Origin of the sequence: Paractinoplanes polyasparticus (assembly GCF_019710575.1) — a bacterium.
Taxonomy (GTDB): Bacteria; Actinomycetota; Actinomycetes; order Mycobacteriales; family Micromonosporaceae; genus Actinoplanes; species Actinoplanes polyasparticus.
Genome location: NZ_JAHWFK010000008.1, coordinates 179,567 through 205,289 on the forward strand (window position 1 = coordinate 179,567; position 25,723 = coordinate 205,289).

The following is a 25,723-nucleotide window of genomic DNA, read 5'->3' on the forward strand; positions in this document are numbered from 1 at the left end:
TCCTCCCCGCCTGTCAGCTCACTCGGCCGGAAGGCTCTCGACCCGGCGCTTGAGCTGCTTCAGCGCCGTGTCCATGATCATCTTTTCGGCCTTCCGGCGGAACATGCCCAGCATCCCGATCGAGAGCTCGACCTCGAGCGTGTAGGTCACCGTGGTGACCCCGTCCGGGCCCTCGGCCAGGTCGTACGAGCCGCGCTGCGACTTCTGCGTCTTCGAGGGCTCGACCAGGTGCCACTCGATGCGGGAGAGGTCGTCGGCGTACGCGTACTCGAGCGTGTAGTCGTCGGCCATGACCCCGGCGTCGATGACGAAGCGCACGCGGTAGGCGTAGCCGTCCTCGTACTCCTCGAGGACCTCCACCCGCTTCATCGCCTCGGCCCACTCGGGATAGCGCGCGAAGTCGCTGATCACCGCGGCCACACGGTCGAGGGGCGCATGGACCTGGATCGACTGCGTCGAGGTATCCGCCATGCACGGAGGCTACCTCCCATGACCCACAATCCCGGCGGCCGGGCCGGGCGGAGAAGCCAGATGGTCGGCAGGCGGCTACCATCCGTCAGGTGCCGCTCCTTGCCAACGTCAACGCGCGCGTCCAACCGCTCGCGGTGGCCGCGCGCATCGTCATGCTCGCGCTGGTCGCGGCGCTCACGCTGATCGCCACCGGCGACCCCGCGCAGCTGGGCTGGATCGCCCTTCTCGCGGTCGCCGCGCTGCCCGCGGTCATCGCCCCCGACCATCACCTTTTCGCCCCGCTGGGCCGCTTCGCCGAGGTGGTGATCACGGGCCTCGCGGCCGGGTCGATCGCCGTCGCCAGCGACCTCAACAACACATTGGACGCGGGCTTCGGCGCCGAGGCCGTCCTGCCCTATCTGGCCGTGCCGCTGCTCACCGCGGCGCTGCGCCGGCGCCCCACCGAGGGCACCGCCCTGCTCGGCGTCGCGGCGGTCGCGCTGGTCGTCGGGGGCACCCTGGTCGGCGAGGTCAGCCCGATCACGCAGCCCGGCTTCCTCGCGGCCAGCGGTCAGTGGCTGGTGCTGGGCGCGATCATCACGTTCGCGGCCGACACCATGCGCCAGTTCATGCAGCCGACGGAACCGACCCCCCAGCCGTACGCGGAAGCCACTCGCCTTCTCACCCAGCTGCGCAGTGTGGCCCGCTCGCTGCCGGGCGCCACCCTCGACCCGGGCGGCATCTCGGAGCACCTGCTCGAGGAGTTGCGCCTGGTCAAGCCGTCCGACCGGGCCGCCGTGCTGTCGGCCAGCGGCGGCGGCCGGCTCGTCGTGCTCGCCCAGACCGGCGCCGAACGCGTCGACTGGGAGGTCACGCTCGACGCCGACTCCGCGATCGCCGACGCCTGGGCCAGCCAGCAGCCGCAGACGGCCAGCCGCTCGCAGGCCCGGTCGAGCCGCCGTGGCGATGTCTCCTCCCTGGTCGTCCCGCTGGTCGCCGGTGTCCGCACGATCGGGCTCGTCGTTCTGGAAAGTGACGTCACCAACGCGTACCCGAAGGAGACCGTCAACGAGGTCACCTGGGTGACCGACGCCGCCGCCCTGCGGCTGGAAGCCGCCCTGCTCTTCGACGACGTCCGCTCGCTGGCCACCAATGAGGAACGTCAGCGGCTCGCCCGCGAGATCCACGACGGGGTCGCGCAGGAGCTGGTCATGGTGGGTTACGGCATCGACAACGCGCAGGCGACCCTGCCCGAGGGCGCCGAGGAGACGGCTGAGGAGCTGCGCTCCCTGCGCGCCGAGGTCACCCGCGTGATCACCGAGCTGCGGCTGAGCCTGTTCGAGCTGCGTTCCGAGGTGGATCGCAACGGTGGCCTGGCCGCCGCGATCGCCGAGTACGCCCGCACCCTCGGCACCTCGGCCGGCCTGCGGGTGCACTTCACTTTTGACGAATCGACGGCGCGCCTGCCCGCGGCCACCGAGGCCGAGCTGCTGCGCATCGCCCAAGAGGCGATCACCAACGCGCGTAAGCACGCCGGAGCCTCTAATCTGTGGGTTACCTGCACCGTCGACCCGCCGTACGCCGAGATCGAGGTCTCGGACGACGGCCGGGGCTTTGCTGACGACCGCCCGGACGGTCGGTACGGTCTGACCATCATGGCCGAGCGGGCCGAACGGATCCGGGGCCGTTTGAAGATCACGCCGCGACACCCCAGCGGGACAACCGTTGCCGTAGTGCTGGGATCTTCCGCTAGGCGCGATAGCGTGCGGAATAGCGTTTCCGCTCCAGAAGGGGAGTAACCCGAGCATGTCGACCAGTCCGGCGCCGACGACGCGCACCAAGGTCCTCCTTGTTGACGATCATGACTTGATTCGTAAGGGGCTGCGACACGCATTCGAGCGCGACCGCCAGTTCGAGGTCGTCGGCGAGGCGGCCACGGCCGCCGAGGCTGTCCGCCAGGCCGGCGCCCTGCAGCCGGACGTCGTGATCATGGACCTGCGGCTGCCCGACGGCAGCGGTCTCGAGGCGACCAAGGCCCTCCGCAAGAACAACGCCAACATGGGCATCGTGGTCCTGACCATGTATGCGGGCGATGACCAGCTGTTCGGCGCGCTCGAGGCCGGCGCCAGCGCGTTCGTGCCCAAGACCGCCCCGGCCGACGAGGTTGTCGCGGCGGCCCGGCACGCGGCGTCCGCACCCAGCGCGTTCACGGCGGCCGACCTGGCCGAGGCCATGAAACGCCGGCTGGCCCCCTCGGGCCCGCAGCTCTCGCCGCGCGAGGGCCAGGTGCTGCGCCTGCTGGCCGACGGCATGAGCGTGGCCGGCATCGCCAAGCAGCTGTTCGTGTCGGAGTCCACGGCCAAGACCCACATCTCGAAGCTGTACGAGAAGCTGGGCGCCGCCAACCGGGCCCAGGCGCTGATGACGGCGCTGCGACTCGGCCTGCTCGAGGCGCCCGACGCACCCAAGTTCTGAGCCTTCCCCGCTCCACCACGACGTCAGCGCCCGGTCCCCCCACCGGGCGTGTCGTCGTTTCTAGGCCCTCGTTGGGCGGCTCAACCGTTTGATCGCCAGATAGGCCTCGCAGCCCAGGCACAGCCCGAAGGCTGCGTTGAGGAACGCCGCGAGCAGCCCGAACGCGGTGAAGACGACGCCGAGCGTGGTCACCCCGGCGAGGTAGCCGACACTCGCGACAGCCAAGAAGCTAAAACCGATTAATTGCGCAAATCGTACGGGCGGAACAGGCTCGCGGTCGGCCGGCGGCCCGAGTCTCGGCAGCAGCAGAGCGCGATACAAGTACGCGTACGGCCCCCGCCGCGGATCGGCCGCCGTGATCGCGAAAATGACCGTCTGCGCCAGCGCCAGCCATCCCCAGCCGGTTGCCAGTACGACGACGAGGACGACGCTGGTCAGCGTGGCGGCGAAGCGCTGACCGCGAGGGTCGAGTTCCATGCGTGTCAGCGTCGCACCTCGAACCGCGAAGGGCCTGGTGAGAGGCATCACGGGCGGCGCGGTCAACTTTCCAGGTCGAGCAGCACCTTGCGCAGCAGACCGTTGAGCTGGATCAGCTCCTCGTGCGAGAGGGCACGCAGCAGGCGCTGGTCGCGGGCCATGCCCTCGAAGATGTATTTGCTCCACATCGCCCGCCCGGCCGCGGTCGGCCGGATCAGCACGCGTCGACGGTCGGTCTCGTCGTTCTCGCGGGTCACCAGTTCGGCGGCGACCAGCCGGTCGAGCCGGCTCGTCATGGCGGCCCTGGTCACCTTCGCCGCCTCGGCCAACTGGGCCGGGGTCGCCTCGACCGGCCACGGCTGGATCATCAGGACGTGCAGGGTCTTGTAGTCCTCGGACGTGAGCTCCCGGGACTCGGCGAAGGCGACCGCGTCGGCGCGGCGGGCCTCCCGCTGGATGAAGTTCATGCGTACCAGGGCGCCCTCGACCTCGGGGGCGAAGGCGGGCTCGTTCTTCCAGAAGGCGGACCACCTCGCCACGTGCTGGTCGACGCTGTCCTGCTCCTGATCGTCATCCCGGGCCATGACGCCATCATGCCACCGTCTGATTTTTAGATTGCTAATAGTTAGACGGTGAACTAGTTTCTGCTCCATGCGGATATCCGACTTCCGACTGCTCGCCACCGGGCAGACCCTGTCCTGGGTCGGCAACGGCTTCCAGACCGTGGCGCTGGCCGTCGCCGTCGTCCTGGCCGGTGGCGGCCCCGGCGACCTCGGCCTGGTGATGGCGTCGTCGATCGTCGCCCGCCTGGTCTGCACGCTCTTCGGCGGCGTGTGGGCCGACCGTCTGCAGCCGCAGCACGTCATGGTCGCGTCCGACCTCGTACGTCTGCTCGCCGCGGGCGGCATGGCGCTGATGTTCTTCGGCGGCGCCTACCACCTCGTGCTGCTCTGCGCCCTGGCCGCGATCTCGACCGGCGCCGCGAGCTTCTTCGATCCCGCCTTCAGCGCGCTGCGCCCGCTGCTCGTCCCGCCCGAGAAGCGCCAGTCGGCCAACGCCACCCTGAGCATGCTGCAGACCGGCAGCCAGATCGCCGGCCCCGCGCTGGGCGGCGTCACCGTGGCCGCGTTCGGCGCCTCGGCCGGCTTCACCGTCAACGCGTTCAGCTTCCTGGCCTCGATGGTGGCGGCCCTGCTGCTCCGCGTCCGGGCCCAGCGTGGCGAACGTTCCTCGATGCTCAGCGAACTGGCCGCGGGCTGGCGCGAGATCGCCCGGCGCGACTGGCTGATGTTCGGCCTGTTCGGCGCCACGGTCTACCACATCGCCAACGGCGTGATCCTCGTGCTGGTGCAGGTGGTCGCCATCGAACGGCTGGGCGGCCCGTCCGCCGCCGGCTTCATCGCCGCCGCCGAGGGCCTGGGCGGTCTCATCGGCGCCGCGGTCGCCCTGCGCTTCAAACCCCGCCGCCTGCTGCGCGCGGGCTGGCTGACTTTGCTGCTGATGCCGCTGTGGGCCCTGGCCTACGTCTGGCCGGCCGAACTGATCGCCGTCATCGCGGGCGCGATCATCGGGTACGCGGGCCTGATCTTCTTCGACGTGGCCTGGGAGACCGCCATCCAGGACAACGTCCCCCAGCGCATGCTGGGCCGGGTCTCCTCCTGGGACTACCTGACGTCGTTCCTGGCCATGCCGGTCGGCAACGTCCTGGCCGGCCCGCTGGCCGCCGCGTACGGAACCTCCAAGGTCCTTACCGCCTGCGCCGCCGTCCTGTTCCTCGCGGCCGCCGCCCAGCTCCTCGTCCCCGGCACCCGCACTCTGACCCGCACCCCCGCCGCGGACCAGGCCGCCCCCGGCCGCCCACCCGAGCTGATCGAGACCACCGGCGCCTGACGCACGCCCTCTCGCCGGGGGCGACCGTCAGAGAACGTCGCCGAGGGCGGCGATCAGTTGGGGCTTACCGGGGACCCCGGTGGCCCGCTTGGCGACACGGCCCTCGGCGTCCAGGACCAGCAGCGTCGGCGTGCGCCAGATCCCGAGCGCCCGAACCGCGTCGAGGTGGCTCTCAGCGTCCACCTCGACGTGCTGGACCCCTGGCACCAGCGCGGCCACCTCGGAGCTGACCCGCCGCACAGCCCGGCAGGGCGCGCAGAAGGCGGACGAGAACTGCAGGAGCGTGGCCTGCGCCTCGCCGACACCGAGCTCGCGCAACAGCCCCGCATCGAGCCGCTGACCGGCAGCGCTCGGGTCGCCCTCGCCCTCGATCACACCCGGCTCCTCACGCACATCCGCCCGCAACCCGGCCGCCCCGGAACTCCGATCCGCTCCGGCCACGGTCGACGCTAGCTCGGCAACCCCCGGCGCGTCGCGCGCGGAATCCGCGTCTCGCGACAGACCCACGGGAAGCGGGCTCACATCTCGCAGCCGCCCGTCCCCGCGCCGACGCCACACCCCCACCACAACGCCGACGACCAGCACCGCAGCGATCGCCCCAAGGCCTATCGGATCCATAGGCCTACTGTGACACGCCACCGCCGTGTCAGCTAAGCCGGCGCCTCGCGGACGTCATGGATTGCCGGTCAGCCGGCCACTGCGGGCCGCGGAATCGCTACCACTGTCACCAAACGGTCCAGCCCGACGAAGTCATCAGGATTGGTCGTAAACAACGGAATGCGGTTCGCTGCGGCTACCGACGCGATCATGAGGTCGGCGATCCGCCGACGGGGCGTCCGGCCTGCCGCCCGGACCGCTGCACAGATCACGCCATAGGCCCGAGCCCCCTCAGCATCGAACGGAAGCGGATCAAAGGTCGCTTCGGTGTGCTGCAAGACGCTGATTCGCCGAGCGCGTTCGGCTGGATCTTCGGTGAGGTGCGGACCGGCAGACAGCTCGGTCAAAGTCACCGAACTGATGACCATCTCGTCAGGAAGGAGCGAGAAGTCGAGCGCGGTCAGGTGGATGACGATATTGGTATCGATCAAGCCGCGGACGGTCGACTCACCAATCACGATCGAACGGATCCTGGTCGATGTCGGCGTCGAGATCGGCGCGGAACCGATCGGCGTCGATCAAGGCGGCCGTGGCGAACGCCGCACGCACGTGCTCGCGCGGCACGTAGATTCGCCTTCTCAGCGGGATCAACCGCCCGATCGGGGTTCCGTTTCGCGTAATGGTGAATGACTCGCCTCGCTCAACCCCGCGCATGATTACGCCGGAGTCGTTGCGCAACTCCCGCTGAGTGATCTCGCGATGTGCTGGCTCGGCCATGAAAAAGCTTACGTCGTGCTACAAAGCGCTACAACGGAAAACACCATCCGTCTTAGGGGATGGTGAGGAGCTTTGTCAGGCGGGTGGCCTGGTTCTCCCAGCGCCACTCCTGTTCGACCCACGCCCGGCCGGCGGCGCCCATTGCCTTGGCCTTGGCCTGGTCGGTCAGCAGGTCGGTGATGCGGGCGGCGATCGCCTCGACGTCGGTGCCGCCGACCACGTAGCCCGTCTCGCCCTCGCGGACGGCGTCGGGAGCGCCGCCGGAATCGCCGCCGACAACGGGCAGGCCGGTGGCCGACGCCTCGAGGTAGACGATGCCGAGGCCTTCAACGTCCAGACCGGCGGCCCGCGTGCGGCACGGCATGGCATAGACGTCGCCGGCCGCGTAGTGGGCCGGAAGCTCGGGCCACGGGACCGAGCCGGTGAAGACGACGTCGCGTTCCACGCCGCTCTCGCGGGCCAGGCGGGCCAGCTTCTCGCGGTAGGGGCCGCCGCTCACCAGCAGCAACGCGGCGCCGGGGACGCGGCGGCGGATCGTGGGCAGGGCGCGGATCAGCATGTCCTGGCCCTTGCGGGGCACCAGCCGGGAAACGCAGACAATCACCGGGCGGCCGGTCAGGCCGTGGCGGGCGCGGACGTCGCTGCCGTCGACGCCCGGGTGGAAGGCGTCGACGTCGACGCCGGGGGCCAGGCGTTCGAGCGTGGTGAGGCCGTGCAGGGCCCGGTCGAGCCGGCTGCGCTGGTATTCGCCCAGGTAGGTGATCACGTCGTTGCCGCGGGCGATGCGGCGCAGCAGCGTGCGGGCGCCGGGCAGCGCGGCCCAGCCGATCTCGTGGCCGTGGGTGAGCGACACCGCCCGCTCGACGCCGGCCCGCCGGCGCAGACCCTCGGCCAGCAGGCCCAGCGGCGCCGCGGCCCCGAACCAGACGCTGTCGCACCCGTGGGCGCGCGCGACGTCGGCGGCACGGCGGGCGACCGCCGGCGTCGGCAGCAGGACGCCGGTCTGCTCGCGGACCACTTCGAAGGGCTGTTCGGCGTCGAAGGCCGGGGCGCCGCGCCAGGTGGAGGCGTAGACGACGAGCGACCCGGCCGGCTGGCGCAGGGCCAGGTTGTGGACGAACTGCTGGATGCCGCCCGGGCGGGGCGGGAAGTCGTTGGTGACCAGCAGCGTGCGGCCCATCAGCGGGCGGCCCGGGCGAAGGCGCGAGCGGCGGCCATGCGTTCCACCGTGGACGGGTGTGAGGCGAACAATGCGTGCTCCCAGGCGGGCGGATCGGGGTCGGAGAGGTTCACCGTGCCGAGGCGGCGCTGCATGGCCTCGAACGTCGCCGGGTCACCGGTGAGGACGAGCGCGTGCTCGTCGGCCCGGGCCTCGATGCGCCGGGACACGAAGGCCTGGGCCGGGCCGGCGGCCAGGCCGGCCAGCGTGACCAGGGCGATGAGCAGGCCGATGGCCCTCGGCTCGCCGATGGAGCCGACCCCGGCCCGGTCGAGCAGCCAGCCCCAGGATCCGAGCAGGAAGAGCGCGATCACCGCGGCCGCCGTGCCCAGGGCGCCGAGGATCGTGCCGGTCCAGACGTCGCCGTCCTTGGCGTGGCCGAGCTCGTGGGCGGCCACCGACACGACCTCGGCCGGCTCGGCCTCGGTGAGCATCGTGTCGTAGACGACGATGCGCCGGGTCGGGCCGAGACCGGAGACGTACGCGTTGACGGCCTTGGTGCGCCGGGACGCGTCGGCCACCAGCACGTCTTTCACCGGGACGCCGTCACGGGCGGCCAGCTCGATCAATTCCGTACGCAGGGGACCGTCGGCCATGGGGGTGAACTTGTTGAAGACCGGCTCGACCAGCACCGGCAGCACGAACGACAGCAGCACCACCAGCCCCGCCGCCCCGGCCGCGCCGAAAGCCCACCACCAGCGCGGCGCGAAGTGCGTGACCGTGTAGAAGCCGGCGAGCGCCAATCCGCCGATCACGGCGCTGACCGCGAACGACTTCAGCAGGTCGACCGACCACGCGCCCCAGGACTGGGTGGAGATGCCGTAGCGGACGACGATCGTGTGCCGCCAGGCGGCGAGCGGCAGCGTGACCACCTCGGCCACCAGGACCACCGCGAAGCCGCCGAGAACGGCCTGGGCCAGCCAGTGTCCGCCGAACGGGCGACCGGCCTGGGTGACCAGCCACGCGCCGACCGGGGTGAGACCGATGACCAGGGCGATGACGAGCCCCATAACCATCGACGCGTAGCTGCCGGGGCGCAGCTCGGAGCGGAACTCGCGGGCGCGGGCCACCTTGTCGGCCGGGAGCTGGCGCAGGGCGTCGATCTGGTCGGGGCGCGGGGCGGGCGGACGGTGCCACGGGATCATCAGGTAGGCCACCACGGCCAGCGCGACCAGCAGGACCGCCAGCGTGCCGGCCGCCCAGAGTCGATTCATGCCCACCTCCCCAACGCACCGTGACCGCCCATCCTAGAGACTCGTGATCACGCCACGTGACGCCCTCGCGGGTACATGGGGACCACCACGGGCGGGTCGGGCGTCTCGAGCAGCTCGACCTCGAAGCCGGCCAGCTCGAACACCTCGATCGCGCGCAGCTCGCCAGGGGTCAGGTCGGCGATGCCGTCGGGGGTGTTCATCAGCGCTCCGACCAGGCAGCCCTTGCATTCGGCAGACCTCTGGTCGCAGCGACCGCAGTCGATGATCATCACTCCTCCTCCCCGGGTGGCGGGCACGACGTCAGAAGTCGCGGGCCGACCACCATCGGTAACCATCACGCTAGGGGTGGGGTATGACAAAAACAGGAAACCGCAGCTCAGGACCGTGATAGGCGGCGCAGTAGCGAATCGGCGCCCATCGGGTACGCACCGTGGCGGCGGACGCCGTCGGCAACCTCACGGTCGGATGAGATGACCACGATCGGGCGCCCCGCCGGCTCGCCCCGCACCAGCTGGCGGATCAGCTCGTCGGCGGTGTCGCCCTTGCGGGAGAACAGCACCCGGACGCCGCGCGGCGCCGGCGGCAGGCCGTGCACCCGCTCGGCGCCGTCGAAGACCACGGTCACCTCGTCACCGGTCTGGGCCGCGATGCCGCCGAGACCGGTCACGAGGCGCTTGCGCTGCTGCTCGAGCGACATCTCGGCGAAGCCGCGCTTGGTGACGTTGTAGCCGTCGACGATCAGGTGCGCCCGGGGCAGGGCGAGCAGCTGGTCGAGCCGGCCGGGGTCGTCCGTGTCCTGGGCGCGGGCCTGCGAGCGCTCGGGCGTGCCGGGACGGTCGGCCGAGGCGTCGGCCACGTAGTCGGCCGGCATCTTGTCGGCCGGGTTGAGCGCCAGCTCGCGGCGCAGCCCGGACGCGGCCTGGCCGATCGTCTCGATCAGCAGCCACAACCGGGCGTCGTCGGCGGCGCGGGCGTCCTTGGCCGCCGCCTTGCCCGTGGCCGCCAGCGCCTCGGCCTCGGCGAGGCGGGTCTTCAAACGGCGTACCTCGGCATCGTGGTCGGCCGCGATGCGCGACGCGCGCCCCTTCTCCGTGGCCAGCAGGTCGCTCGCGCGTTTCTGGGCGGCTTGCGCCTCGCGCAGGGCCTTGGCGGTGGCGCGCGACTCCTCCCGCAGCTGGCCGAGCTCTTCGCGGACGCGCGCCAGCTCGTCACGCAGCTTGTCGGCCTCGACCTTGGCCACGGCCCGGTCGTGCTCGGCCCGGGCGGCCCGCTGCTCGGCGTCACGCAGCTGGGCGGCGCTGGCGGCGCTGTCGGCCTCGGCCAGCACAGCGTGGCCCGCCGCGTCGACCAGCTCGCGCCAGCCCTCGGGACGGGCCAGGTAGGCCAGGGCAGCCACCTCGACCGGGTCGGCCGCGGCCGGGGCCATGCCGGAGGCCACCGCGGCGCCCAGGTCACCCGTGTCGGTCACGACCCGGCCGCTGATGCGCTGGCGGAACAGCGGGTCGGCGGCCAGCTGGGCGGCGATCTCACGCCCGCCGAGCCGGGCCCGGCGATTGGGGGCGAAACGGGCGACCTTGCGCATCTGCGCCGGAATCTCGTCGGCCGGCAGGCCGGGCAGCGCGGCGGCGGCCAGCACGGTGATCCGCTGGCGGACCGGTTCGGGCAGCACCGGTTCGGGTGCGAACTCCCCATCCGAAACGGCCGCCTCCTGATCGGGGCGGTCGCCAGGTGGCAGGAGCTCGGACATCTCCCCATTCTCCCACCGTGGGCCGGAGAAATGCTTGTCGAAGCAAGTGATCTTTTCCGGCGCCGCGCGCGTTCTTGTCGTACCCCCGCTCTAATCTCCCCGCCGTGGCACAACCGGCATATGTCCAGGGCACTCTGGACACGCTTCTCAGCGCTGACGGGTCCGTCGACCCGGCGGCGCTCTCCCTCGCCGACACCACTTTCGTGGTGCTCGACCTCGAGACGACCGGCGGTGCGGCCGACGGCGCCGGCATCACCGAGATCGGGGCGGTCAAGGTGCGCGGCGGTGAGGAGCTCGGCGTCTTCGCGACCCTGGTCAACCCGGGTGAGCGGCTACCGCCCTTCATCACCGTCCTGACCGGCATCACCGAGGCGATGCTGGCCCCCGCCCCGCCGATCGAGACGGTGCTGCCCAGCCTGCTCGAGTTCCTGCGCGGCTCGGTGCTGGTGGCTCACAACGCGCCCTACGACGTCGGCTTCCTCAAGGCGGCCTGCGCCCGGCACGGCTACACCTGGCCCAACCCCCGCGTGCTCGACACGGCCGCCGTCGCCCGCCGCGCGCTGACCCGAGACGAGGTGCCCAACCGCAAGCTCGGCACGCTCGCCCAGTTCTTCCACGCCACCGTCCAGCCCACCCACCGCGCGCTCGACGACGCCCGGGCCACGGTCGACGTGCTGCACGGCCTGATCGAGCGGCTGGGCAGCTTCCGGGTCCACACGGTGGGCGACGCGATCGAGTTCGCCAAGGCGGTCACCCCCACCCAACGCCGCCAGCGCCACCTCGCCGACGGCCTGCCCCACGTCCCCGGGGTCTACGTGTTCCGGGCGGGCGACGGGCGCGCGCTCTACGTGGGCAAGTCGAAAGACATCGCCACCCGCGTACGCAGCTACTTCACCGCCAGCGAGAAGCGGGCGCGCATCTCCGAGATGCTCGGGGCCGCCACCCGGGTCGAGGCGCTCGAGTGCGCCCACCCGCTCGAGGCCGAGGTGCGCGAGCTGCGGCTGATCGCGGCCCACTCCCCGCCCTACAACCGCCGGTCCAAATACCCCGAACGTGTCGTCTGGCTCAAGCTCACCGCCGAGGCCTATCCCCGGCTGTCGGTGGTCCGCACGCTGGCCGACGACGGCGCGGCCTATCTGGGGCCGTTCTCGTCGCGCAAGACGGCCGAACTGGCCGCGGCCGGGGTCTACGACGCCGTGCCCCTGCGCCAGTGCAGCCACAAGCTCTCGGTGCGCACCCCCACCCCGGCGTGCGCCCTCGCCGAGCTGGGCCGCTGCCCCGCCCCCTGCGAACACAAGATCACCCCCGAGGCGTACGAGGCGACGGCCGCGCTGCCGTTCCGTTCCGCTCTCGACGGCGATCCGTCCCAGGTGGTCGACGCCCTGATGGACCGCATCGACACGCTCTCCGGCAAACGCCGCTACGAAGAGGCGGCGGTGCTGAGGTCCCGCCTGATCGCCCTGCTCCGGGCCACTGTGCGCATGCAGCGGCTGACCGCCATGACCAGGCTGGCCGAAATCGTCGCGGCCCGGCGCGACGGCATCGGCGGATGGGAGATCGTCGTCGTCCGGCACGGCCGGCTCGCCGCCGCGGCCACCTCGCCGCCCCGCGAGCACCCCCGGCCGACCCTCGAGGCAGTGCGCCTGACGGCCGAGACAGTCCTTCCCGGACGAGGCCCGGTCCCGGCCGCCTCGGCCGAGGAGACGGAGCGGATCCTGGCCTGGCTCGAACTCGCCGACACCCGGCTGGTGGAAACATCCGGCGACTGGGTGTCACCGGTTCGTGGCGCGGCGCGGTTCACTTCCCTGCTCAACCGGGCCGAGGCGGCCGCTTCGGGTAAAGACTCGTCCGTTCGCTCATCGGTAACTGACCGTTCGGATGACGCTCGCTCGCTTAGGCTGTAAGGCAAGTGGAATCCCGGGCCTGGTTCGCGGGGCTTCACGACGTTTTGGCCACCGGTTCCCGCGGTCCCCCGCGCGAGCGCCGCTGGCCCAGTGGTGAGGGGGTGTCCAGTGGACGTCGACGCCGGCCACGGCGCCGCCCTTGGACGTGCCCTGCCGACCCCCGAGCGCGAGATGTCGCTCACACAGCGTCTCCGCTCCTTCCTCAGCCTGCCCGGCAACGATGACGATCCAGTGACGACGCTGACGCGCGCCCACCGCAACGTGCATCCGTCGGCCGACGCGGGCGTCCTGCGACGCAGCTACGCGATCGCCGAGAACATGCACCGCGGCCAGATGCGCAAGTCGGGCGAGCCCTACATCACCCACCCGCTGGCCGTGGCCCAGATCTGCGCCGAGCTCGGCATGGACACGACCACCCTGGTCGCCGCCCTGCTCCACGACACGGTGGAAGACACGAGCTACACGCTCGAGGCCCTGCACGGCGACTTCGGCCCCGAGGTGACCCACCTCGTCGACGGGGTGACCAAGTTCGACAAGGCGTTCTACGGCAAGGCGGCCGAGGCCGAGACGATCCGCAAGATGATCGTGGCCGCCGGCAAGGACGTCCGCGTCCTGGTCATCAAGCTGGCCGACCGGCTGCACAACATGCGCACGCTGGACGCCCGCTCCCCCGCCTCCCGCGCCCGCATCGCCACCGCCACGCTCGACGTGCTCGTCCCGCTGTGCGATCGGCTCGGCATCCAGGCCCTCAAGCGCGACCTCGACGACGTGGTGCTCTTCCACCTCGAGCCCGACTCCTACGCGCGCATCGACGAGCACGTGAAGAACCGCCCCGGCTGGGACGACTATCTCGGCGAGGTCACTTCCCGGGCCCGTACTGCGCTGCGCCGCCAGCGGGTGGCAGCCGAGGTCACGCCCCGGCCGCGGCACTACTACTCGATCTGGAAAGACACGGTCGCCGGCGGCCACGCCGTCCCGTTCGACCTGCCCCGCATCGCGGTCGTGGTCGACGGCCCCGAGACCGACTGTTACGCCGCGCTCGGCGCGATCCACGGCCAGTGGCGGCCCGTGGCGGGCCGATTCAAGGACTTCATCGCCTCCCCCAAGAACAACCTCTACCGCTCCCTGCACACCACCGTCACCGGCCCCGACGGCCGCCTGGTCGAGGTGCTGATCCGCACCCGGGCGATGCACCGCTACTCGGAATACGGCGTCGCCACGACCTACCGATATCCCAAGTACGCGGAAACCGCCGAGGCCTCGGGCGCCGACCAGCTGACCTGGTTGAAGCGGGTGCTCGACTGGCAGCAGGACACGACCGACGCCGCCCAGTTCCTCGCCTCGCTGCGCTGCGACCTCTCCGAGGGCCAGATCACGGTCTTCGCCCACGGGCACGCGTGCGAGCTGCCCAGCGGCTCCACCCCGGTCGACCTGGCCTACGAGCTCAGCCCGCAGAAGGGCGACCAGTGTCTGGCCGCGACGATCAACGGCCGGCTGGCCCCGCTCAGCTCGCAGCTCCGCGACGGCGACGTGGTCGAGATCTTCTCCGAGACCGACGGCCATGTCGAGGTGGAGACGAACGCTCCTCGCGGCCCGCGCCGGGAGTGGCTCGGCTTCGTGAAATCGAGCCAGGCCCAGCTCCAGATCAACAAGTACTTCGACGAGAAGAACGAGCCCGGCATCAGCATCGCCGACAAGGTGCGCCTGGGCCGCGCCACGATCGGGCTGACCCTGCGCAAGCACGACCGGGGCCTGGCCAGCGAGGTGCCGCTGCGCCGCCTGGCCGAGGAGCTGGGCTATCCCGATCTCGAAACCATGCTGGTCGCGGTGTGTGAACGCACCCTCGAGCCGGACACGGTGGTCGAACAGCTCATCGCCCTCGTCGATCATCCCGACTGACCGATCGCGCCGCGGCCCCGCGCGATCAGCCGGACAGACGTACGCCACTTCGGAGGCGGCTGCGGCGCCCGCTAGCCTTGCTCACGTGAGTTTTCCTCGGCGAGTGCGCGCGTACGCATATCAGGCGTTTTATCGCATGCCCAGCTCGCTGCGCCGAGCGGTCGTGATTCTGGTCGCCCCGAAATACCTGGTCGGCGCCGTCGCCGTGATCCGCGACTCGGAGTCCGGCAACCTGCTGCTGCTGCGCCAGCCCTCCAAGGCCGGCTGGAGCCTGCCCGCGGGCCTGCTGAAACGCCACGAGGAGCCGGCCGTCGGCGCCGCCCGCGAACTGTTCGAGGAGACGGGCGTCCGCATCTCCCCCGACGACCTGACCCCCGGCGTCCCCAACGCGATCGTCCACCCCGTGGGCGTGGTCGACACCGTCTTCTTCGGCACGGTCGCCGCCGCCCAGGCCACCCTCGACATCGACGGCGGCGAGATCGTCGACGTGGGCTGGTTCCCCGTCGACGACCTCCCCCGCCTGACCGCCAACACGATCAAGCTCCTCGCCTGCTACGACCTGGCCCCCGAGCCCTCCACCCCCCAGCCCGCAGCTGAGCCCAACGCTGGGCCGGAAACCGTCACGAGGGCTGACGGGGACCAACCGTGACGACCGTCGCCGGGGTGGTGCTGGCAGCCGGGGAGGGGCAGCGGTTGCGGCCGCTGACCGAGCTGTTGCCGAAGGCCCTCTGCCCGGTCGGCAACGTCGCCCTGCTCGACCGGGCGTTGGCCCGCCTGGCCGGCCTGGGCCTCGCCGGGCCCGACTCGGTGGCCGTCAACGCTGCCTACCTGGCCGATCAGGTGGTGCGGCACGTCGGCGACCGCGCCCACCTCTCGGTCGAGCCCGACGGCCCGGTCGGCACCTCCGGCGGCGTGGGGCGCTTGAAGTCCTGGATCGACGGCCGCGGCGCGCTCGTCGGCAACGCCGACGCCTATCTGGCCGATCCCGCCCGCGAGCCCGGCAAGGACATCGCCGCGCTGCTCGACGGCTGGGACGGCGAGACCGTCCGCATGCTCACCAAGCCCACCCTGCCCGGCACCACGGGCGGCTTCAGCGGCCGCCGTTTCACCGGTTTCTCGCTGCTGCCCTGGCGCTACATCCGCGACCTCTCCACCGAACAGAGCGATCTCGTACGAACAGTCTGGCGCCCGGCCGAGGCGGAGGGCACGCTCGAGCTGGTCAACTACGAGGGCGTCTACATCGACACCGGCACCCCGGCCGACTATCTCCTGGCCAACCTGCAGGCCACTCAGGGCGATTCCCTCGTGGACCACACCGCCGAGGTCACCGGCACCGTCACCAACTCGGTGGTCGGCGCCCGAGCCCACGTGGCCGGCAACGTCACCCGCTGCGTCATCTGGCCCGGCGCCCGGGTCGACGCCACCGAGTCCCTCACGAGCACCGTGCGCGCCCCCGGAGACCTCACCGTCCACGTCTGACCCCCGCGCCCGGGCGAGCCGCTGCCGGCTTCCGTCCACCGATCCCGCACCCGGTCCGCCGCCCTGCCGCTCCCAGTGTGCGGACCAGCCGCCCACCCAGCACGCCGACCAGCCGCCCAACCGGCACGCGGGCCTCGCTCACCCGGCGCGCAGACCGGCGCGCAGACCGGCCGCACAACCGGCACGCGGGCCTCGCTCACCCGGCGCGCAGACCGGCCACCCAACCGGCACGCGGGCCTCGCTCACCCGGCGCGCAGACCGGCGCGCAGACCGGCCACCCAACCGGCGCGAGGGCCTCCCGCTCGCCGGCGAAGCGAATCCCGGGAATGAACGTCTCCGGCGGGTCGGCCGGGCAACGGCGATGAATTCGGCGATCGTGGGCGGTCTTACCGGGTGAAGGGAGACGACACTCATGGTTGAGCAGCAACGAGAAGACGAGAAGCTCATCGGCGATCTGATCGAGGGGTGGGCGGCCGCCATCCGGGCCGGGGACCTGCCCGGCGTCGTGGCCGGGCATGCCGACGACATCGTGATGTTCGACGTGCCGCCGCCGCAGGACGGGGTGCGTGGCATCGACGCGTACCGGGAGACCTGGCCGCCGTTCTTCCGGTGGATCGAGTCGGGAGCCGTGTTCGAGATCGTGCGGCTGGAGATCACCGCGAGCACCGACGTGGCCTTCGCTCACGCCCTCCTACGCTGCGGCGAGCCCGCCGAGCTGGCCGCACACCCCGACCGCCGCCTGCGGCTCACCGTAGGACTGCGCAAGCAGGACGGCCGATGGCTCGTGACGCACGAGCATCACTCGTTCCCGATCACGGCCGGGGGGTAGAGGCGCTCCTACGCCACCCGGCGGCTCACCGAACTACAGTGCCACCCCGGGCGATCGCGCCTTCCGGAGCAGAGGTGTGGCCGGTGGAGCCGACGCTCAGTCGGTTACCCCCACGGCAATCCCGTCATCCGGAGCAGAGGTGTGGCCGGCGGAACCGACGCTGAGTCGGTTACCCCGGGCGCTCCCGTCATCCGGAGCGGAGATGTGGCTGGTGGGACCGGACGCTCAGTCGGCGTCTGGGAGGCCGATCGCGAAGGCGTCCTCGAGGTCGTGCTTGGAGTAGGCGCGGAACGCGATGTGCGACTCCGTGTTGAGCACGCCCGGCGTCTTGGAGATCTTGCCGGCGATGACCTCGGCGATGTCGTCGAACTTGGCGACGCGGACGATCGCGATCAGGTCGACGTTGCCGGCGACCGAGTAGACCTCGCTGACGCCGTCGAGGGCCGCCAGCGCCTCGGCCACCTCGGGGATCGAGTCGGTGGCGCAGTCGATGTGCACGATCGCGGTGTTCACCTGCGGGCTCCTCGGCTGTGCGGGCTCAGTGGTCGCGACCATGCTATCCGCCGGGCGGCGCCGGTGAACGAAAAGGGGCCCGCCGAAGCGGGCCCCTCGTCGTGCTGTGTGTTACTTCCGGCCGGAAGTGATCTCTTCGCGGGTGTCGCCGCTGACCGGCGGCATACCGGGCGAGACCGGAGCCTCGGACGGCTTCTCGACCGGGTAGAAGAAGCCCTTGACCGCCGGGCCCAGGGCACCGACCCGGTTCATCTTCTTGGGGACGACCCAGCCGCCGTACTCGAGCGGGAGCGGGTGGCCGTGGTCGTCGACCGGGCCGAGCGGCTGGTGGACCTCGACGAACTGCCCGTTGGGCAGGCGCCGGATGATGCCCGTCTCGACGCCGTGGGCCAGGACCTCGCGGTCGTGCTGCTGGAGACCCAGGCAGATGCGTACCGAGAGGTAGTAGGCCAGGGCGGGCAGGACGATCAGCCCGATCCGGCCGCCCCAGGTCATCGCGTTGAGGCTGATGTGGAACTTGTCGGCGATGACGTCGTTGGCGCCGGAGATGGTGGCCACGATGAAGAACGTGAACGCCATCGCGCCGATGCCGGTGCGCTCCGGGTTGTCGCGCGGGCGCTCCAGCAGGTTGTGGATGCGCTTGTCGCCGGTCTTGCGGGCCTCGAGCCACGGCCACGCCATCGGCGCGGTGGTGAAGAAGCCCAGGCCCACGACTGCCGGCCAGAACAGCGGCGGGATGCTGTAGTCGCCGATGTAGATCTGCCAGTTCGGCATGAGCCGGACCAGGCCGTCCATGAACATGACGTACCAGTCGGGCTGCGACGCCGAGGAGACCTCAGCGGCGCGGTACGGGCCGAACAGCCAGATCGGGTTGATCTGGAACAGGCCGGCCAGCAGCGCCACCGTGCCGAAGACGGCCATGAAGAAGCCGCCCTGCTTGAGCGCGTAACGCGGGAACATGCGCTCGCCGACCACGTTGGTGTTCGTGCGCATCGGGCCGGGCCACTGGGTGTGCTTCTGCTTGAAGACCAGGCCCAGGTGGACGCTGATCAGGGCGAGCAGACCACCCGGGATGAGCAGCACGTGCGCGATGTAGAACCGGCCGATGATCAGGTGGCCCGGGAACTCGCCGCCGAAGATCGAGGCCGAGACCCACGTGCCGACCACCGGGATCGACAGCATGATCGCCGAGGCGATGCGCAGACCGGTGCCGGACAGGCCGTCGTCGGGAAGCGAGTAGCCGGTGAACCCGGCCAGGAAGCCGAGCAGGAACAGGGCCATGCCGATGACCCAGTTGATCTCGCGCGGCTTGCGGTATGCGCCGGTGAAGAAGATGCGCGCCATGTGCACAACGATCGCCGCCATGAACAGCAGCGCCGCCCAGTGGTGCATCTGGCGCATGAACAGACCACCGCGCACCTCGAACGAGAGGTGCAGCGACGACGCGTACGCCTGAGACATCTCCGTGCCGCGCAGGGCCGGATAGGCGCCCTGGTAGGCGGTCTCTGTCATCGACGGGTCGAAGAACAGGGTCAGGAAGACGCCCGTGAGCAGCAGGATGATGAACGAGAAGAGCGCGATCTCACCCAGCAGGAAGGACCAGTGGTCGGGGAAGACCTTGTTGAGCAGGGCGCGCAGGGGCGTAGAGGCCTGGAACCGCTCGTCTACGCCCTTGGCGAAGGTGACCGGCGCCTGTTGAAGATCAGCTTTGCCTGTTCGGCGCTTCACGGCCGCTCCCAGAAGTCAGGTCCGACGGTGTCCTTGAAGTCGGACGTTGCCACGAAGTAGCCCTCCTCGTCCACCCCGAGCGGCAGCATCGGCAGCCGCCGGGTGGCGGGACCGAAGATGGGCTGCGCGTTCCGGGTGATGAGGAACTGCGACTGGTGGCAGGGGCACAGCAGGCGGTTCGTCTGCTGTTCGTAAAGGCTAGCCGGGCAACCGGCGTGGGTGCAGATCTTGGAGTACGCGACGTAGTTGCCCCACATCGACCCGGCGTTGCGGCGGTCGGCGGCGGCATTGTTCCGCGTCTCCTCCGCGTCGTCGGCCCGCAGGTGGATCAGCAGGGTCGGCGAGTCGGCGTATTCGTTGGTCGCGCCGTGCGGGACGCCGGGGAAGACCGTCATCTGGCCGCCGGTGCTCACGTCCTCGGGCCGGATCGGAGTGCCGTCGTCACGCGTGAGCCGCACCAGGTTGCCGCCGTTCTTGACCGGGCTGAAGCCGGTCGTGAACAGGTCGGGCTGATCCGCCTTGTGCGGGTTCTCGATCAGGCCGCCGATCAGCGGGGCCGCGGCGACCAGGCCGATCGGCGCCAGGCCGAAGCCGATCGCGCCCTTGAGCAGCGGCCGGCGCTGGACACCCTGGTTGAGCTCGTCACCGACGAAGACCATGGTCTGGCCGGTGATCTTCTGCTCGTCGGTGGGCGACGCGCCGTCGTGCCGGGCCTGGATCGACACCTCGTGCGGCAGCAGCTTCTTGGCCCAGGCCAGGATCGCGAAGCCGATCGCGAACAGCGAGATGCCGAGCGTGATGCCGAGCAGCGGGGTGAAGTAGTCGCCCATCGTGTGCCCGAGCTCGAACCGCCACGGCCAGAAGATGTAGAAGCCGAGGAAGGCGAACGCGGCCAGGCCCGCGATGATGAACAGGAGCGCGATGTTGCGGACGACGCGCTTCTCGGCCTTCGAGTTCGTGCCCTGGAACTGCGACTCGTAGGTGACGAGTTCGATCTCGTCGCGGCGCAGTCCCTCCTTCACGATCTCGAAGCGGCTGAGCCTCGGGTCGTCGACGTCCACCGGCTCGGGAGCGTCGGGCGCGTCGTGATGCAGCGTGGTCATGACTTCCCCGCAATCCACAGCGACGTGAAGACCAGAAGCGTGATGCCGACGAGGAAGATCGCGACGCCCTCGGTCGACGGACCGTAGCGGCCCAGGTTGAACAGACCGCCCGGGTCCTTGTCCTCCTGCAGCTGCAGGGTGATGTAGGTGATGATCTCGCGCTTCTCTTCCGGCGTGAGCTGGTTGTCACCGAAGACCGGCATGTTCTGCGGGCCGCTCAGCATCGCCGCGTACATCTCTTCGGGCGTGGCGTCGTGCAGGGCCGGAGCGAACTTGCCCGAGGACAGCGCGCCGCCGCCACCGCCGAAGCCGTGGCACGAGGTGCAGTTGACCCGGAACAGCTCGCCGCCGCGGGCGATCGCCTCGGGGTTGTCCTCGAGGTTCTCGACCAGTTCACCGGCGGGCAGCTGGGGGCCTCCACCCAGCTCCTGGATGTACTGGCCGAGCTGCTTGACCTGGTTCTTGTCGAACTGCGGCTTCTTCTGCTCGGCCTGCGCCTCCTGGCGGGTCATCGGCATGCGGCCGGTGCCCACCTGGAACTCGACCGACGCCGAACCCACGCCGATCAGGCTGGGACCGCGGTCCTCGACACCCTGGCCGTCGCGGCCGTGGCAGGAGATGCAGCTGTTGTCGTACAGCTGCTTGCCCTCTTGCGCGGTGGCGGAGAGCTGCTTCGGCTCGTCGGCGAACGCGCCCGGAGCGAAGGCGGTGTAGACGCCGCCGGCAAGCGCCAGGGCGGCGAGCATGCGCACCGCCGCGCCTAGACGCCGGCGCGCCCGGCTCGGCACGCCGCGCCGCCGGGAGAACACCCGGAGGCGCCGGCGGGCGGGGGTGTCAGAAGTCATGGGTTGTATCCCTCTGCGTTTAGACCTGTTGCTCATGGACGAAGGCGGGGTCTACTGCAGCCAATAGATCATGGCGAACAGCGCGATCCACACGATGTCCACGAAGTGCCAGTAGTACGACACGACGATCGCCGAGGTGGCCTGCGCCGGGGTGAACCTACCCATGGTCGTACGGATCATGTAGACGATGAAGGCGATCAGACCGCCGGTGACGTGCAGGCCGTGGAAGCCCGTCGTCAGGTAGAACATCGAGCCGTAACCGTCGCCGTTGAGCTTGATGCCCTCGTGGACGAGGTTGCGGTACTCGTTCGCCTGCCCGAGCACGAAGATCAGGCCCATCACGAAGGTGATGGTGAACCAGCGCCGCAGCGCGAACACATCACCCTTCTCCGCCGCGAACACGCCGAGCTGGCACGTGACCGAGGAGAGCACCAGGATCACCGTGAACGTCGTCGCGTACGGGATCTCGAGATGCTGGGTGTGCTCCTCCCACTGCTCGGGCGCCGCCGCGCGGATCGAGAAGTACATCGCGAACAGTGCCGCGAAGAACATGAGCTCGCTGGAGAGCCACACGATCGTCCCGACGCTGACCATGTTCGGTCGCGTCAGCGAGTGGATCCGGCTCTTGTCGATGGCTGAGGCCGCTGTCACGAGGCTCATTATTGCCCCGCGATCAGTGCAACGTGCTGCGGGGGGTCGAATTCAGGCACGAGTTGCAGCCCGGAATTACTGGCCGCCACCGGATGGGCCTAGCCTCGGGTGGTGCACCTAGCCGAAATGCCCACACTCGCCGCCGCGAGCGGGGATACTGTTCTTCCGCCGTTCAGCCCGGGCGCGATCTTCACCGAGATCCACCTGGGCAGCCTGGTCGCCTTGTTCCTGCTGGTAGCGGCCGCGCTCTACGGTTACGGCGTCTACCGGCTGCGGCAACGGGGCGACGTCTGGCCGGTGGGCCGGACGGTGGCGTTCGTCGTCGGTGGACTGGGCTCGATCGCGTCGGTGACGGTCACCGGCATCGAGGCGTACGACACCACGCTGCTCTCGGTGCACATGGTCCAGCACATGGTGCTGTCCATGGTGGGCCCGATCTTCCTCGCGCTCGGCGCCCCGGTCACGCTGGCCCTGCGTACGCTGCCCGTCCCCGCCCGCCGCCAGGTGCTCGCGGTGCTGCACAGCCGGGTCGCCCGCGTCCTGACGTTCCCGCTGGTCGCGTTCGGCATCTTCGTGGCCAACCCGTTCGTCCTGTACTTCACCGACCTCTACCGGCAGACGCTGCTGCACTCGTGGCTGCACGAGTTCATCCACATCCACTTCATCGTCACCGGCTGCCTCTTCTTCTGGCCGCTGCTGGGGCTCGACCCGCTGCCCAACCGCTGGCCCTACCCCGGCCGCGCGCTGCTCATGGTGCTGTCGGTGCCGTTCCACACCGTGCTCGGCCTGACGATCATGCAGAGCTCGACGCTGCTGGCCGGCGACTACTACAACAGCCTCGGCCTGAGCTGGACCGATCCCAAGGCCGACCAGGTCACGGCGGGCGGCATCCTGTGGGCCGGGGGCGAGATCGTCAGCGTCACGATGCTCGGCATCCTGATCCTGCAGTGGGTGCGCCAGTCCGAACGCGAGGCCCGCCGGATCGACCGCGCCCTGGACCGGCAGGAGGCCGAGGAGGCCGCCGAGCAGGCCCGCGAGGATGCTGCCAAGATCACAAACGGAGCACCCGCCGACACCCGCGTACCGGGGTCCGACACTCCGTAGTGAGTTCCGTTACGATCGGCGGGCGCCGTACCAGCCGAGTAAGCCCAAGAATCCCTGAGTAGCAACGTGAGCCGAGGCACAACAAATGAGCGATGCGCAGGTCACTCAGTACACGGTCCTCCTCTACAGCGACGACGCCGCTGTGCGTGACCGCATCCGGCAGGCCATCGGCGTGCGTCCGGCCGCCGACCTCCGGGTCGAGTTCGCCGACGCCTCCACCTGGGAGGACTGCCGCGACCTGCTCGACAAGTACGAGATCGACCTGATGGTGCTCGACGGCGAGGCGTCCCCGGCCGGCGGCCTGGGCATCGCCCGGCAGACCAAGGACGAGTACGCCACTCCGCCGCCGGTGTGCGTGGTCCTGGCGCGCGCCGCCGACCGCTGGCTGGCCGCCTACGCCCAGGTCGACCAGACCCTGGTCATGCCGCTCGACCCGGTCACCACCGGGCAGACGGTGGCCGCGATGCTCCGGGCCCGCCGCAACGGCGCCATCCCGCTGGGCACGCTCGGCCAGATCCCCTGACCCGCACCCACTGACCCGCATCCCCGAAAGGGCCCCGCCATGGGCGCACGCACCTGGCCGAATCTGACGAGCGCCCTGCTGCGCGGCGAGGAACTCGGGACAGCCGACACCGCCTGGGCCATGGGCGAGATCATGACGGGCAACGCCACCCCGGCCCAGATCGCCGGTTTCGCGATCGCGCTACGGGCCAAGGGCGAGACGCCCGACGAGCTGGCCGGGCTGGTCGAGGCCATGCTGGCCAACGCCGCCCGGGTCGAGCTGCCCGAAGAGGTCCGCACCCGCGCGGTCGACGTCGTCGGCACGGGCGGCGACCGGGCCAACACCGTGAACATCTCGACGATGGCGGCGATCATCACAGCCGCCTCGGGTGTGACGGTGGTCAAACACGGCAACAGGTCGGCCTCCTCGACGACCGGCACTGCCGACCTGCTCGAGCACTTCGGCATCCCGCTCGACCTCGGCCCCGAGGGCGTGGTGAGCACGGTGACCGGCGCCGGCATCGGCTTCTGCTTCGCCGCCCGCTACCACCCCGGCATGCGGCACGCCGCGGTCACACGTCGCGAGCTCGGCGTGCCCACGTTCTTCAACGTCCTGGGCCCGCTGACCAACCCGGCCCGGCCCACCGCCGCCGCGGTCGGCTGCTTCGACCAGCGGATGGCGCCCGTGATGGCGGCGGTGTTCGCCGCCCGCGGCGACTCGGCGCTGGTCATGCGGGGCGAGGACGGGCTCGACGAGTTCACCACGGGCGCACCTACCCGGGTCTGGCAGGCCAGCGACGGCAAGGTCGAGGAGCACCTGATCGACGCCGTCGACCTCGGCCTGCCCCGCAGCGAGCCGGCCGCCCTGCGCGGTGGCGACGCGGCGTTCAACGCCGACGTGGCCCATCGCACGTTCGCCGGCGAGCCCGGCCCGGTGCGCGACGCCGTCGTGCTCAACGTGGCGGCCGCCCTCGCCGCTCAGAGTGGCTTCCCCGGCGACCTGAGAGACACGCTGCGGGCCGGAATAGCCCGAGCCCAGGAGACGATCGATTCCGGGGCCGCGACGGCTCTGCTGGCCCGCTGGGTGGACGCGGCCCAACAGGCCAAAGCAGCCGAATAGGCGCCGACTCCGAGGTTGGGCAAAGTCACAGCGGACACGCCGGGCCCAATACTCCCAAATGCCCCAAACACGTGGCAGCGTCGGAATCAGTTTCGGGTAATCCACCTTCCGGCGAAGAGAGGAGCCACCCGTGTCCGATCGAGAACCACGCTGCGTCATCTGCGACGGCGACATGATGTTCGAGGTCCCGGCGGAAGAGCTCGTTTGCACCCGCTGCGGCGCCGCCGAGGTCGTCGCCCCGATCGTCGCCCACTTGTGGCTCGGCCACCCCACCCCGCCCCACCGCATAGCCCCACAGCAAAGGCGCGCCGCTGCGTAGTGACCTTGGGTGAGCTGAGCGGGTGAAGTAGTTGACTTGGCTGAGCTCGGTGGGTGCGTGACTGACGTTGGCTGAGCTGGGCGGGCACGTAACTGACTTGGCTGAGCCGGGCGGGCACGTAACTGACTTGGCTGAGCTGAGTGCTGCACATGTGACTGACGTTGGCTGAGCTGGGTGGGTACGGCTGCTGAGCTTGCTGGCTCCGCTTCGCTCCGCGTGGGGCGGTCGCCTTTAGGTCAATGAGCAGGCACCCGGTTTCCTGCCACCGCAAACCCCGCGGCGTCAGGAAACCGGGTGCCTGCTCATTGACGGCGACCGCCCCGGCAGCTCACTGGTGACGGGCGCACGGGAGAGAAGTGTTCTTAGGTTGCTCACACTGCACGCGAGCGAAAATCACGTGCGCACGTAGCCAGTGAGCCACCCGGGGCCCACCGCCGCCACTGAAGAGCCACCGCGCCGCGAGCCAAATTGCCGTGCGCACGTAGCCAGTGAGCCACCCGGGGCCCACCGCCCCCACTGAAAGGCCACCGCGCCGCGAGCCAAATTGCCGTGCGCACGTAGCCAGTAAGCCACCCGGGGCCCACCGCCCCCACCGAAGAGCCACCGCGCCGCGAGCCACATTGCCGTGCGCACGTAGCCAGTAAGCCACCGGGGGCCCACCGCCCCCACCGAAGAGCCACCGCGCCGCGAGCCAATCTCCCGTGCGCACGTAGTCAGTGAGCTGCCGGGGCGGTCGCCGTCGATGAGTTGGGTTCCGTTTTTCGACGCCGTCGCTCTTTGCGGCGTTGAAAAACGGGACCCAACTCATCGACCTAAAAGGCGATCGCCCCACGCGGAGCGAAGCGGAGCCAGCAAGCTCAGCAGCCGTGCCCACCCAGCTCA

26 protein-coding genes and 1 pseudogene are annotated in these 25,723 nt (G+C 70.4%); 12 read left to right on the plus strand and 15 right to left on the minus strand.

Translation table 11 applies throughout. The features are described 5' to 3' along the window. Positions 1 to 18 precede the first annotated feature (18 nt). Complete coding sequence (locus KXC43_RS12510) at positions 19 to 471, minus strand: SRPBCC family protein (protein WP_221376177.1); 453 nt, start codon at positions 469 to 471, stop codon at positions 19 to 21. Between the two features lie 89 nt (positions 472 to 560). On the opposite strand from KXC43_RS12510, the gene KXC43_RS12515 reads away from it, so the two are divergent. Continuing rightward, positions 561 to 2,249 carry a sensor histidine kinase gene (locus KXC43_RS12515; RefSeq protein ID WP_438870879.1) on the plus strand — a complete coding sequence of 563 codons (1,689 nt, stop codon included), beginning with the start codon at positions 561 to 563 and terminating at the stop codon, positions 2,247 to 2,249. A 7-nt stretch (positions 2,250 to 2,256) separates the two neighbouring features. Further along, a complete protein-coding gene (locus tag KXC43_RS12520; protein ID WP_020512124.1) occupies positions 2,257 to 2,925 on the plus strand; it encodes a response regulator transcription factor in 669 nt (222 codons plus the stop codon). Between the two features lie 60 nt (positions 2,926 to 2,985). Here the strand turns inward: KXC43_RS12520 and KXC43_RS12525 are convergent, their stop codons facing one another. Both KXC43_RS12525 and KXC43_RS12530 read right to left on the minus strand, forming a co-directional pair. Further along, positions 2,986 to 3,402, minus strand: coding sequence for a DUF4395 domain-containing protein (locus KXC43_RS12525; protein ID WP_221376178.1), 417 nt, complete (start codon positions 3,400 to 3,402; stop codon positions 2,986 to 2,988). A gap of 62 nt (positions 3,403 to 3,464) precedes the next feature. Continuing rightward, positions 3,465 to 3,986 (minus strand): MarR family winged helix-turn-helix transcriptional regulator, encoded by a 522-nt coding sequence (locus KXC43_RS12530; protein ID WP_221376179.1) that lies wholly within the window; start codon positions 3,984 to 3,986, stop codon positions 3,465 to 3,467. Positions 3,987 to 4,053: 67 nt separating this feature from the next. On the opposite strand from KXC43_RS12530, the gene KXC43_RS12535 reads away from it, so the two are divergent. Further along, a complete protein-coding gene (locus tag KXC43_RS12535; RefSeq protein ID WP_221376180.1) occupies positions 4,054 to 5,292 on the plus strand; it encodes an MFS transporter in 1,239 nt (412 codons plus the stop codon). A gap of 27 nt (positions 5,293 to 5,319) precedes the next feature. On the opposite strand, the gene KXC43_RS50730 is transcribed toward KXC43_RS12535, so the two are convergent. From KXC43_RS50730 to KXC43_RS12570, 7 genes are all read right to left on the minus strand, one after another. Further along, positions 5,320 to 5,667, minus strand: a complete 348-nt coding sequence (locus KXC43_RS50730) for a TlpA family protein disulfide reductase (RefSeq protein ID WP_308129060.1) — start codon at positions 5,665 to 5,667, stop codon at positions 5,320 to 5,322. A 311-nt stretch (positions 5,668 to 5,978) separates the two neighbouring features. Then, entirely contained in the window at positions 5,979 to 6,380 is a 402-nt protein-coding gene (locus tag KXC43_RS12545; RefSeq protein WP_255643937.1) for a type II toxin-antitoxin system VapC family toxin, read from the minus strand. A gap of 16 nt (positions 6,381 to 6,396) precedes the next feature. Continuing rightward, the gene (locus KXC43_RS12550) at positions 6,397 to 6,666 is read right to left on the minus strand and encodes a type II toxin-antitoxin system Phd/YefM family antitoxin (RefSeq protein ID WP_221376183.1); all 270 of its coding nucleotides are present in this window, start codon (positions 6,664 to 6,666) and stop codon (positions 6,397 to 6,399) included. 52 nt (positions 6,667 to 6,718) lie between these two features. Continuing rightward, entirely contained in the window at positions 6,719 to 7,846 is a 1,128-nt protein-coding gene (locus KXC43_RS12555) for a glycosyltransferase family 4 protein (RefSeq protein ID WP_221376184.1), read from the minus strand. Beyond that, the gene (locus KXC43_RS12560) at positions 7,846 to 9,099 is read right to left on the minus strand and encodes a M48 family metallopeptidase (protein WP_221376185.1); all 1,254 of its coding nucleotides are present in this window, start codon (positions 9,097 to 9,099) and stop codon (positions 7,846 to 7,848) included. The genes KXC43_RS12555 and KXC43_RS12560 overlap by 1 nt, the downstream gene beginning before the upstream one ends. A gap of 47 nt (positions 9,100 to 9,146) precedes the next feature. After that, the gene (locus KXC43_RS12565; RefSeq protein WP_221376186.1) at positions 9,147 to 9,368 is read right to left on the minus strand and encodes a hypothetical protein; all 222 of its coding nucleotides are present in this window, start codon (positions 9,366 to 9,368) and stop codon (positions 9,147 to 9,149) included. 107 nt (positions 9,369 to 9,475) lie between these two features. Beyond that, entirely contained in the window at positions 9,476 to 10,846 is a 1,371-nt protein-coding gene (locus tag KXC43_RS12570; protein WP_221376187.1) for an NYN domain-containing protein, read from the minus strand. Positions 10,847 to 10,950: 104 nt separating this feature from the next. Here KXC43_RS12570 and KXC43_RS12575 point away from each other — a divergent pair, with 104 nt between their 5' ends. The 5 genes and pseudogenes from KXC43_RS12575 to KXC43_RS12595 all read left to right on the plus strand — a co-directional run. After that, positions 10,951 to 12,750, plus strand: a complete 1,800-nt coding sequence (locus KXC43_RS12575; RefSeq protein ID WP_221376188.1) for a DEDD exonuclease domain-containing protein — start codon at positions 10,951 to 10,953, stop codon at positions 12,748 to 12,750. Between the two features lie 108 nt (positions 12,751 to 12,858). Continuing rightward, positions 12,859 to 14,649, plus strand: a complete 1,791-nt coding sequence (locus tag KXC43_RS12580) for a RelA/SpoT family protein (RefSeq protein WP_221376189.1) — start codon at positions 12,859 to 12,861, stop codon at positions 14,647 to 14,649. Between the two features lie 136 nt (positions 14,650 to 14,785). Continuing rightward, positions 14,786 to 15,298 (plus strand): NUDIX domain-containing protein, encoded by a 513-nt coding sequence (locus KXC43_RS12585; protein WP_221376305.1) that lies wholly within the window; start codon positions 14,786 to 14,788, stop codon positions 15,296 to 15,298. Continuing rightward, positions 15,295 to 16,128: a nucleotidyltransferase family protein gene (locus tag KXC43_RS12590; protein WP_221376190.1), complete on the plus strand. Its 834-nt coding sequence runs from the start codon at positions 15,295 to 15,297 to the stop codon at positions 16,126 to 16,128. Before KXC43_RS12585 ends, KXC43_RS12590 begins: the two co-directional genes overlap by 4 nt. Before the next feature lie 412 nt (positions 16,129 to 16,540). Beyond that, positions 16,541 to 16,951, plus strand: a pseudogene (locus KXC43_RS12595) (YybH family protein); the annotation flags it as partial. A 231-nt stretch (positions 16,952 to 17,182) separates the two neighbouring features. On the opposite strand, the gene KXC43_RS12600 reads toward KXC43_RS12595, so the two are convergent. From KXC43_RS12600 to ctaE, 5 genes are all read right to left on the minus strand, one after another. Beyond that, complete coding sequence (locus KXC43_RS12600) at positions 17,183 to 17,470, minus strand: Lrp/AsnC family transcriptional regulator (RefSeq protein ID WP_133872359.1); 288 nt, start codon at positions 17,468 to 17,470, stop codon at positions 17,183 to 17,185. 111 nt (positions 17,471 to 17,581) lie between these two features. Further along, the gene (qcrB, locus tag KXC43_RS12605) at positions 17,582 to 19,198 is read right to left on the minus strand and encodes a cytochrome bc1 complex cytochrome b subunit (RefSeq protein WP_221376192.1); all 1,617 of its coding nucleotides are present in this window, start codon (positions 19,196 to 19,198) and stop codon (positions 17,582 to 17,584) included. Next, positions 19,195 to 20,301, minus strand: a complete 1,107-nt coding sequence (gene qcrA / locus KXC43_RS12610) for a cytochrome bc1 complex Rieske iron-sulfur subunit (RefSeq protein WP_221376193.1) — start codon at positions 20,299 to 20,301, stop codon at positions 19,195 to 19,197. The genes qcrB and qcrA overlap by 4 nt, the downstream gene beginning before the upstream one ends. Beyond that, on the minus strand, positions 20,298 to 21,146 hold the full coding sequence (gene qcrC, locus KXC43_RS12615) for a cytochrome bc1 complex diheme cytochrome c subunit (protein WP_221376194.1): 849 nt from the start codon (positions 21,144 to 21,146) through the stop codon (positions 20,298 to 20,300). The genes qcrA and qcrC overlap by 4 nt, the downstream gene beginning before the upstream one ends. 51 nt (positions 21,147 to 21,197) lie before the next feature. Then, entirely contained in the window at positions 21,198 to 21,797 is a 600-nt protein-coding gene (gene ctaE, locus KXC43_RS12620) for an aa3-type cytochrome oxidase subunit III (protein WP_221376195.1), read from the minus strand. A 126-nt stretch (positions 21,798 to 21,923) separates the two neighbouring features. Between ctaE and KXC43_RS12625 the strand changes: the two genes are divergently transcribed. The 4 genes from KXC43_RS12625 to KXC43_RS12640 all read left to right on the plus strand — a co-directional run bounded on the left by KXC43_RS12625 (position 21,924) and on the right by KXC43_RS12640 (position 24,841). After that, on the plus strand, positions 21,924 to 22,901 hold the full coding sequence (locus KXC43_RS12625; protein ID WP_221376306.1) for a cytochrome c oxidase assembly protein: 978 nt from the start codon (positions 21,924 to 21,926) through the stop codon (positions 22,899 to 22,901). Between the two features lie 85 nt (positions 22,902 to 22,986). After that, positions 22,987 to 23,424: a hypothetical protein gene (locus KXC43_RS12630; protein WP_221376196.1), complete on the plus strand. Its 438-nt coding sequence runs from the start codon at positions 22,987 to 22,989 to the stop codon at positions 23,422 to 23,424. A 39-nt stretch (positions 23,425 to 23,463) separates the two neighbouring features. Next, on the plus strand, positions 23,464 to 24,522 hold the full coding sequence (gene trpD, locus KXC43_RS12635; RefSeq protein ID WP_221376197.1) for an anthranilate phosphoribosyltransferase: 1,059 nt from the start codon (positions 23,464 to 23,466) through the stop codon (positions 24,520 to 24,522). A gap of 130 nt (positions 24,523 to 24,652) precedes the next feature. Then, complete coding sequence (locus KXC43_RS12640) at positions 24,653 to 24,841, plus strand: hypothetical protein (RefSeq protein ID WP_221376198.1); 189 nt, start codon at positions 24,653 to 24,655, stop codon at positions 24,839 to 24,841. The last annotated feature ends 882 nt before the right edge of the window (positions 24,842 to 25,723 follow it).

Excerpts from the sequence above, each read along its gene's own strand:
- KXC43_RS12510 (WP_221376177.1), bottom strand. The coding sequence starts at position 471 with ATGGCGGATACCTCGACGCAGTCGATCCAGGTCCATGCGCCCCTCGAC.
- KXC43_RS12520 (WP_020512124.1), top strand. The coding sequence starts at position 2,257 with ATGTCGACCAGTCCGGCGCCGACGACGCGCACCAAGGTCCTCCTTGTT.
- KXC43_RS12525 (WP_221376178.1), bottom strand. The coding sequence starts at position 3,402 with ATGGAACTCGACCCTCGCGGTCAGCGCTTCGCCGCCACGCTGACCAGC.
- KXC43_RS12530 (WP_221376179.1), bottom strand. The coding sequence starts at position 3,986 with ATGGCCCGGGATGACGATCAGGAGCAGGACAGCGTCGACCAGCACGTG.
- KXC43_RS12535 (WP_221376180.1), top strand. The coding sequence starts at position 4,054 with ATGCGGATATCCGACTTCCGACTGCTCGCCACCGGGCAGACCCTGTCC.
- KXC43_RS12550 (WP_221376183.1), bottom strand. The coding sequence starts at position 6,666 with ATGGCCGAGCCAGCACATCGCGAGATCACTCAGCGGGAGTTGCGCAAC.
- KXC43_RS12555 (WP_221376184.1), bottom strand. The coding sequence starts at position 7,846 with ATGGGCCGCACGCTGCTGGTCACCAACGACTTCCCGCCCCGCCCGGGC.
- KXC43_RS12560 (WP_221376185.1), bottom strand. The coding sequence starts at position 9,099 with ATGAATCGACTCTGGGCGGCCGGCACGCTGGCGGTCCTGCTGGTCGCG.
- KXC43_RS12565 (WP_221376186.1), bottom strand. The coding sequence starts at position 9,368 with ATGATCATCGACTGCGGTCGCTGCGACCAGAGGTCTGCCGAATGCAAG.
- KXC43_RS12570 (WP_221376187.1), bottom strand. The coding sequence starts at position 10,846 with ATGTCCGAGCTCCTGCCACCTGGCGACCGCCCCGATCAGGAGGCGGCC.
- KXC43_RS12585 (WP_221376305.1), top strand. The coding sequence starts at position 14,786 with ATGCCCAGCTCGCTGCGCCGAGCGGTCGTGATTCTGGTCGCCCCGAAA.
- qcrA (WP_221376193.1), bottom strand. The coding sequence starts at position 20,301 with ATGACCACGCTGCATCACGACGCGCCCGACGCTCCCGAGCCGGTGGAC.
- qcrC (WP_221376194.1), bottom strand. The coding sequence starts at position 21,146 with ATGACTTCTGACACCCCCGCCCGCCGGCGCCTCCGGGTGTTCTCCCGG.
- KXC43_RS12625 (WP_221376306.1), top strand. The coding sequence starts at position 21,924 with ATGCCCACACTCGCCGCCGCGAGCGGGGATACTGTTCTTCCGCCGTTC.
- KXC43_RS12630 (WP_221376196.1), top strand. The coding sequence starts at position 22,987 with ATGAGCGATGCGCAGGTCACTCAGTACACGGTCCTCCTCTACAGCGAC.
- trpD (WP_221376197.1), top strand. The coding sequence starts at position 23,464 with ATGGGCGCACGCACCTGGCCGAATCTGACGAGCGCCCTGCTGCGCGGC.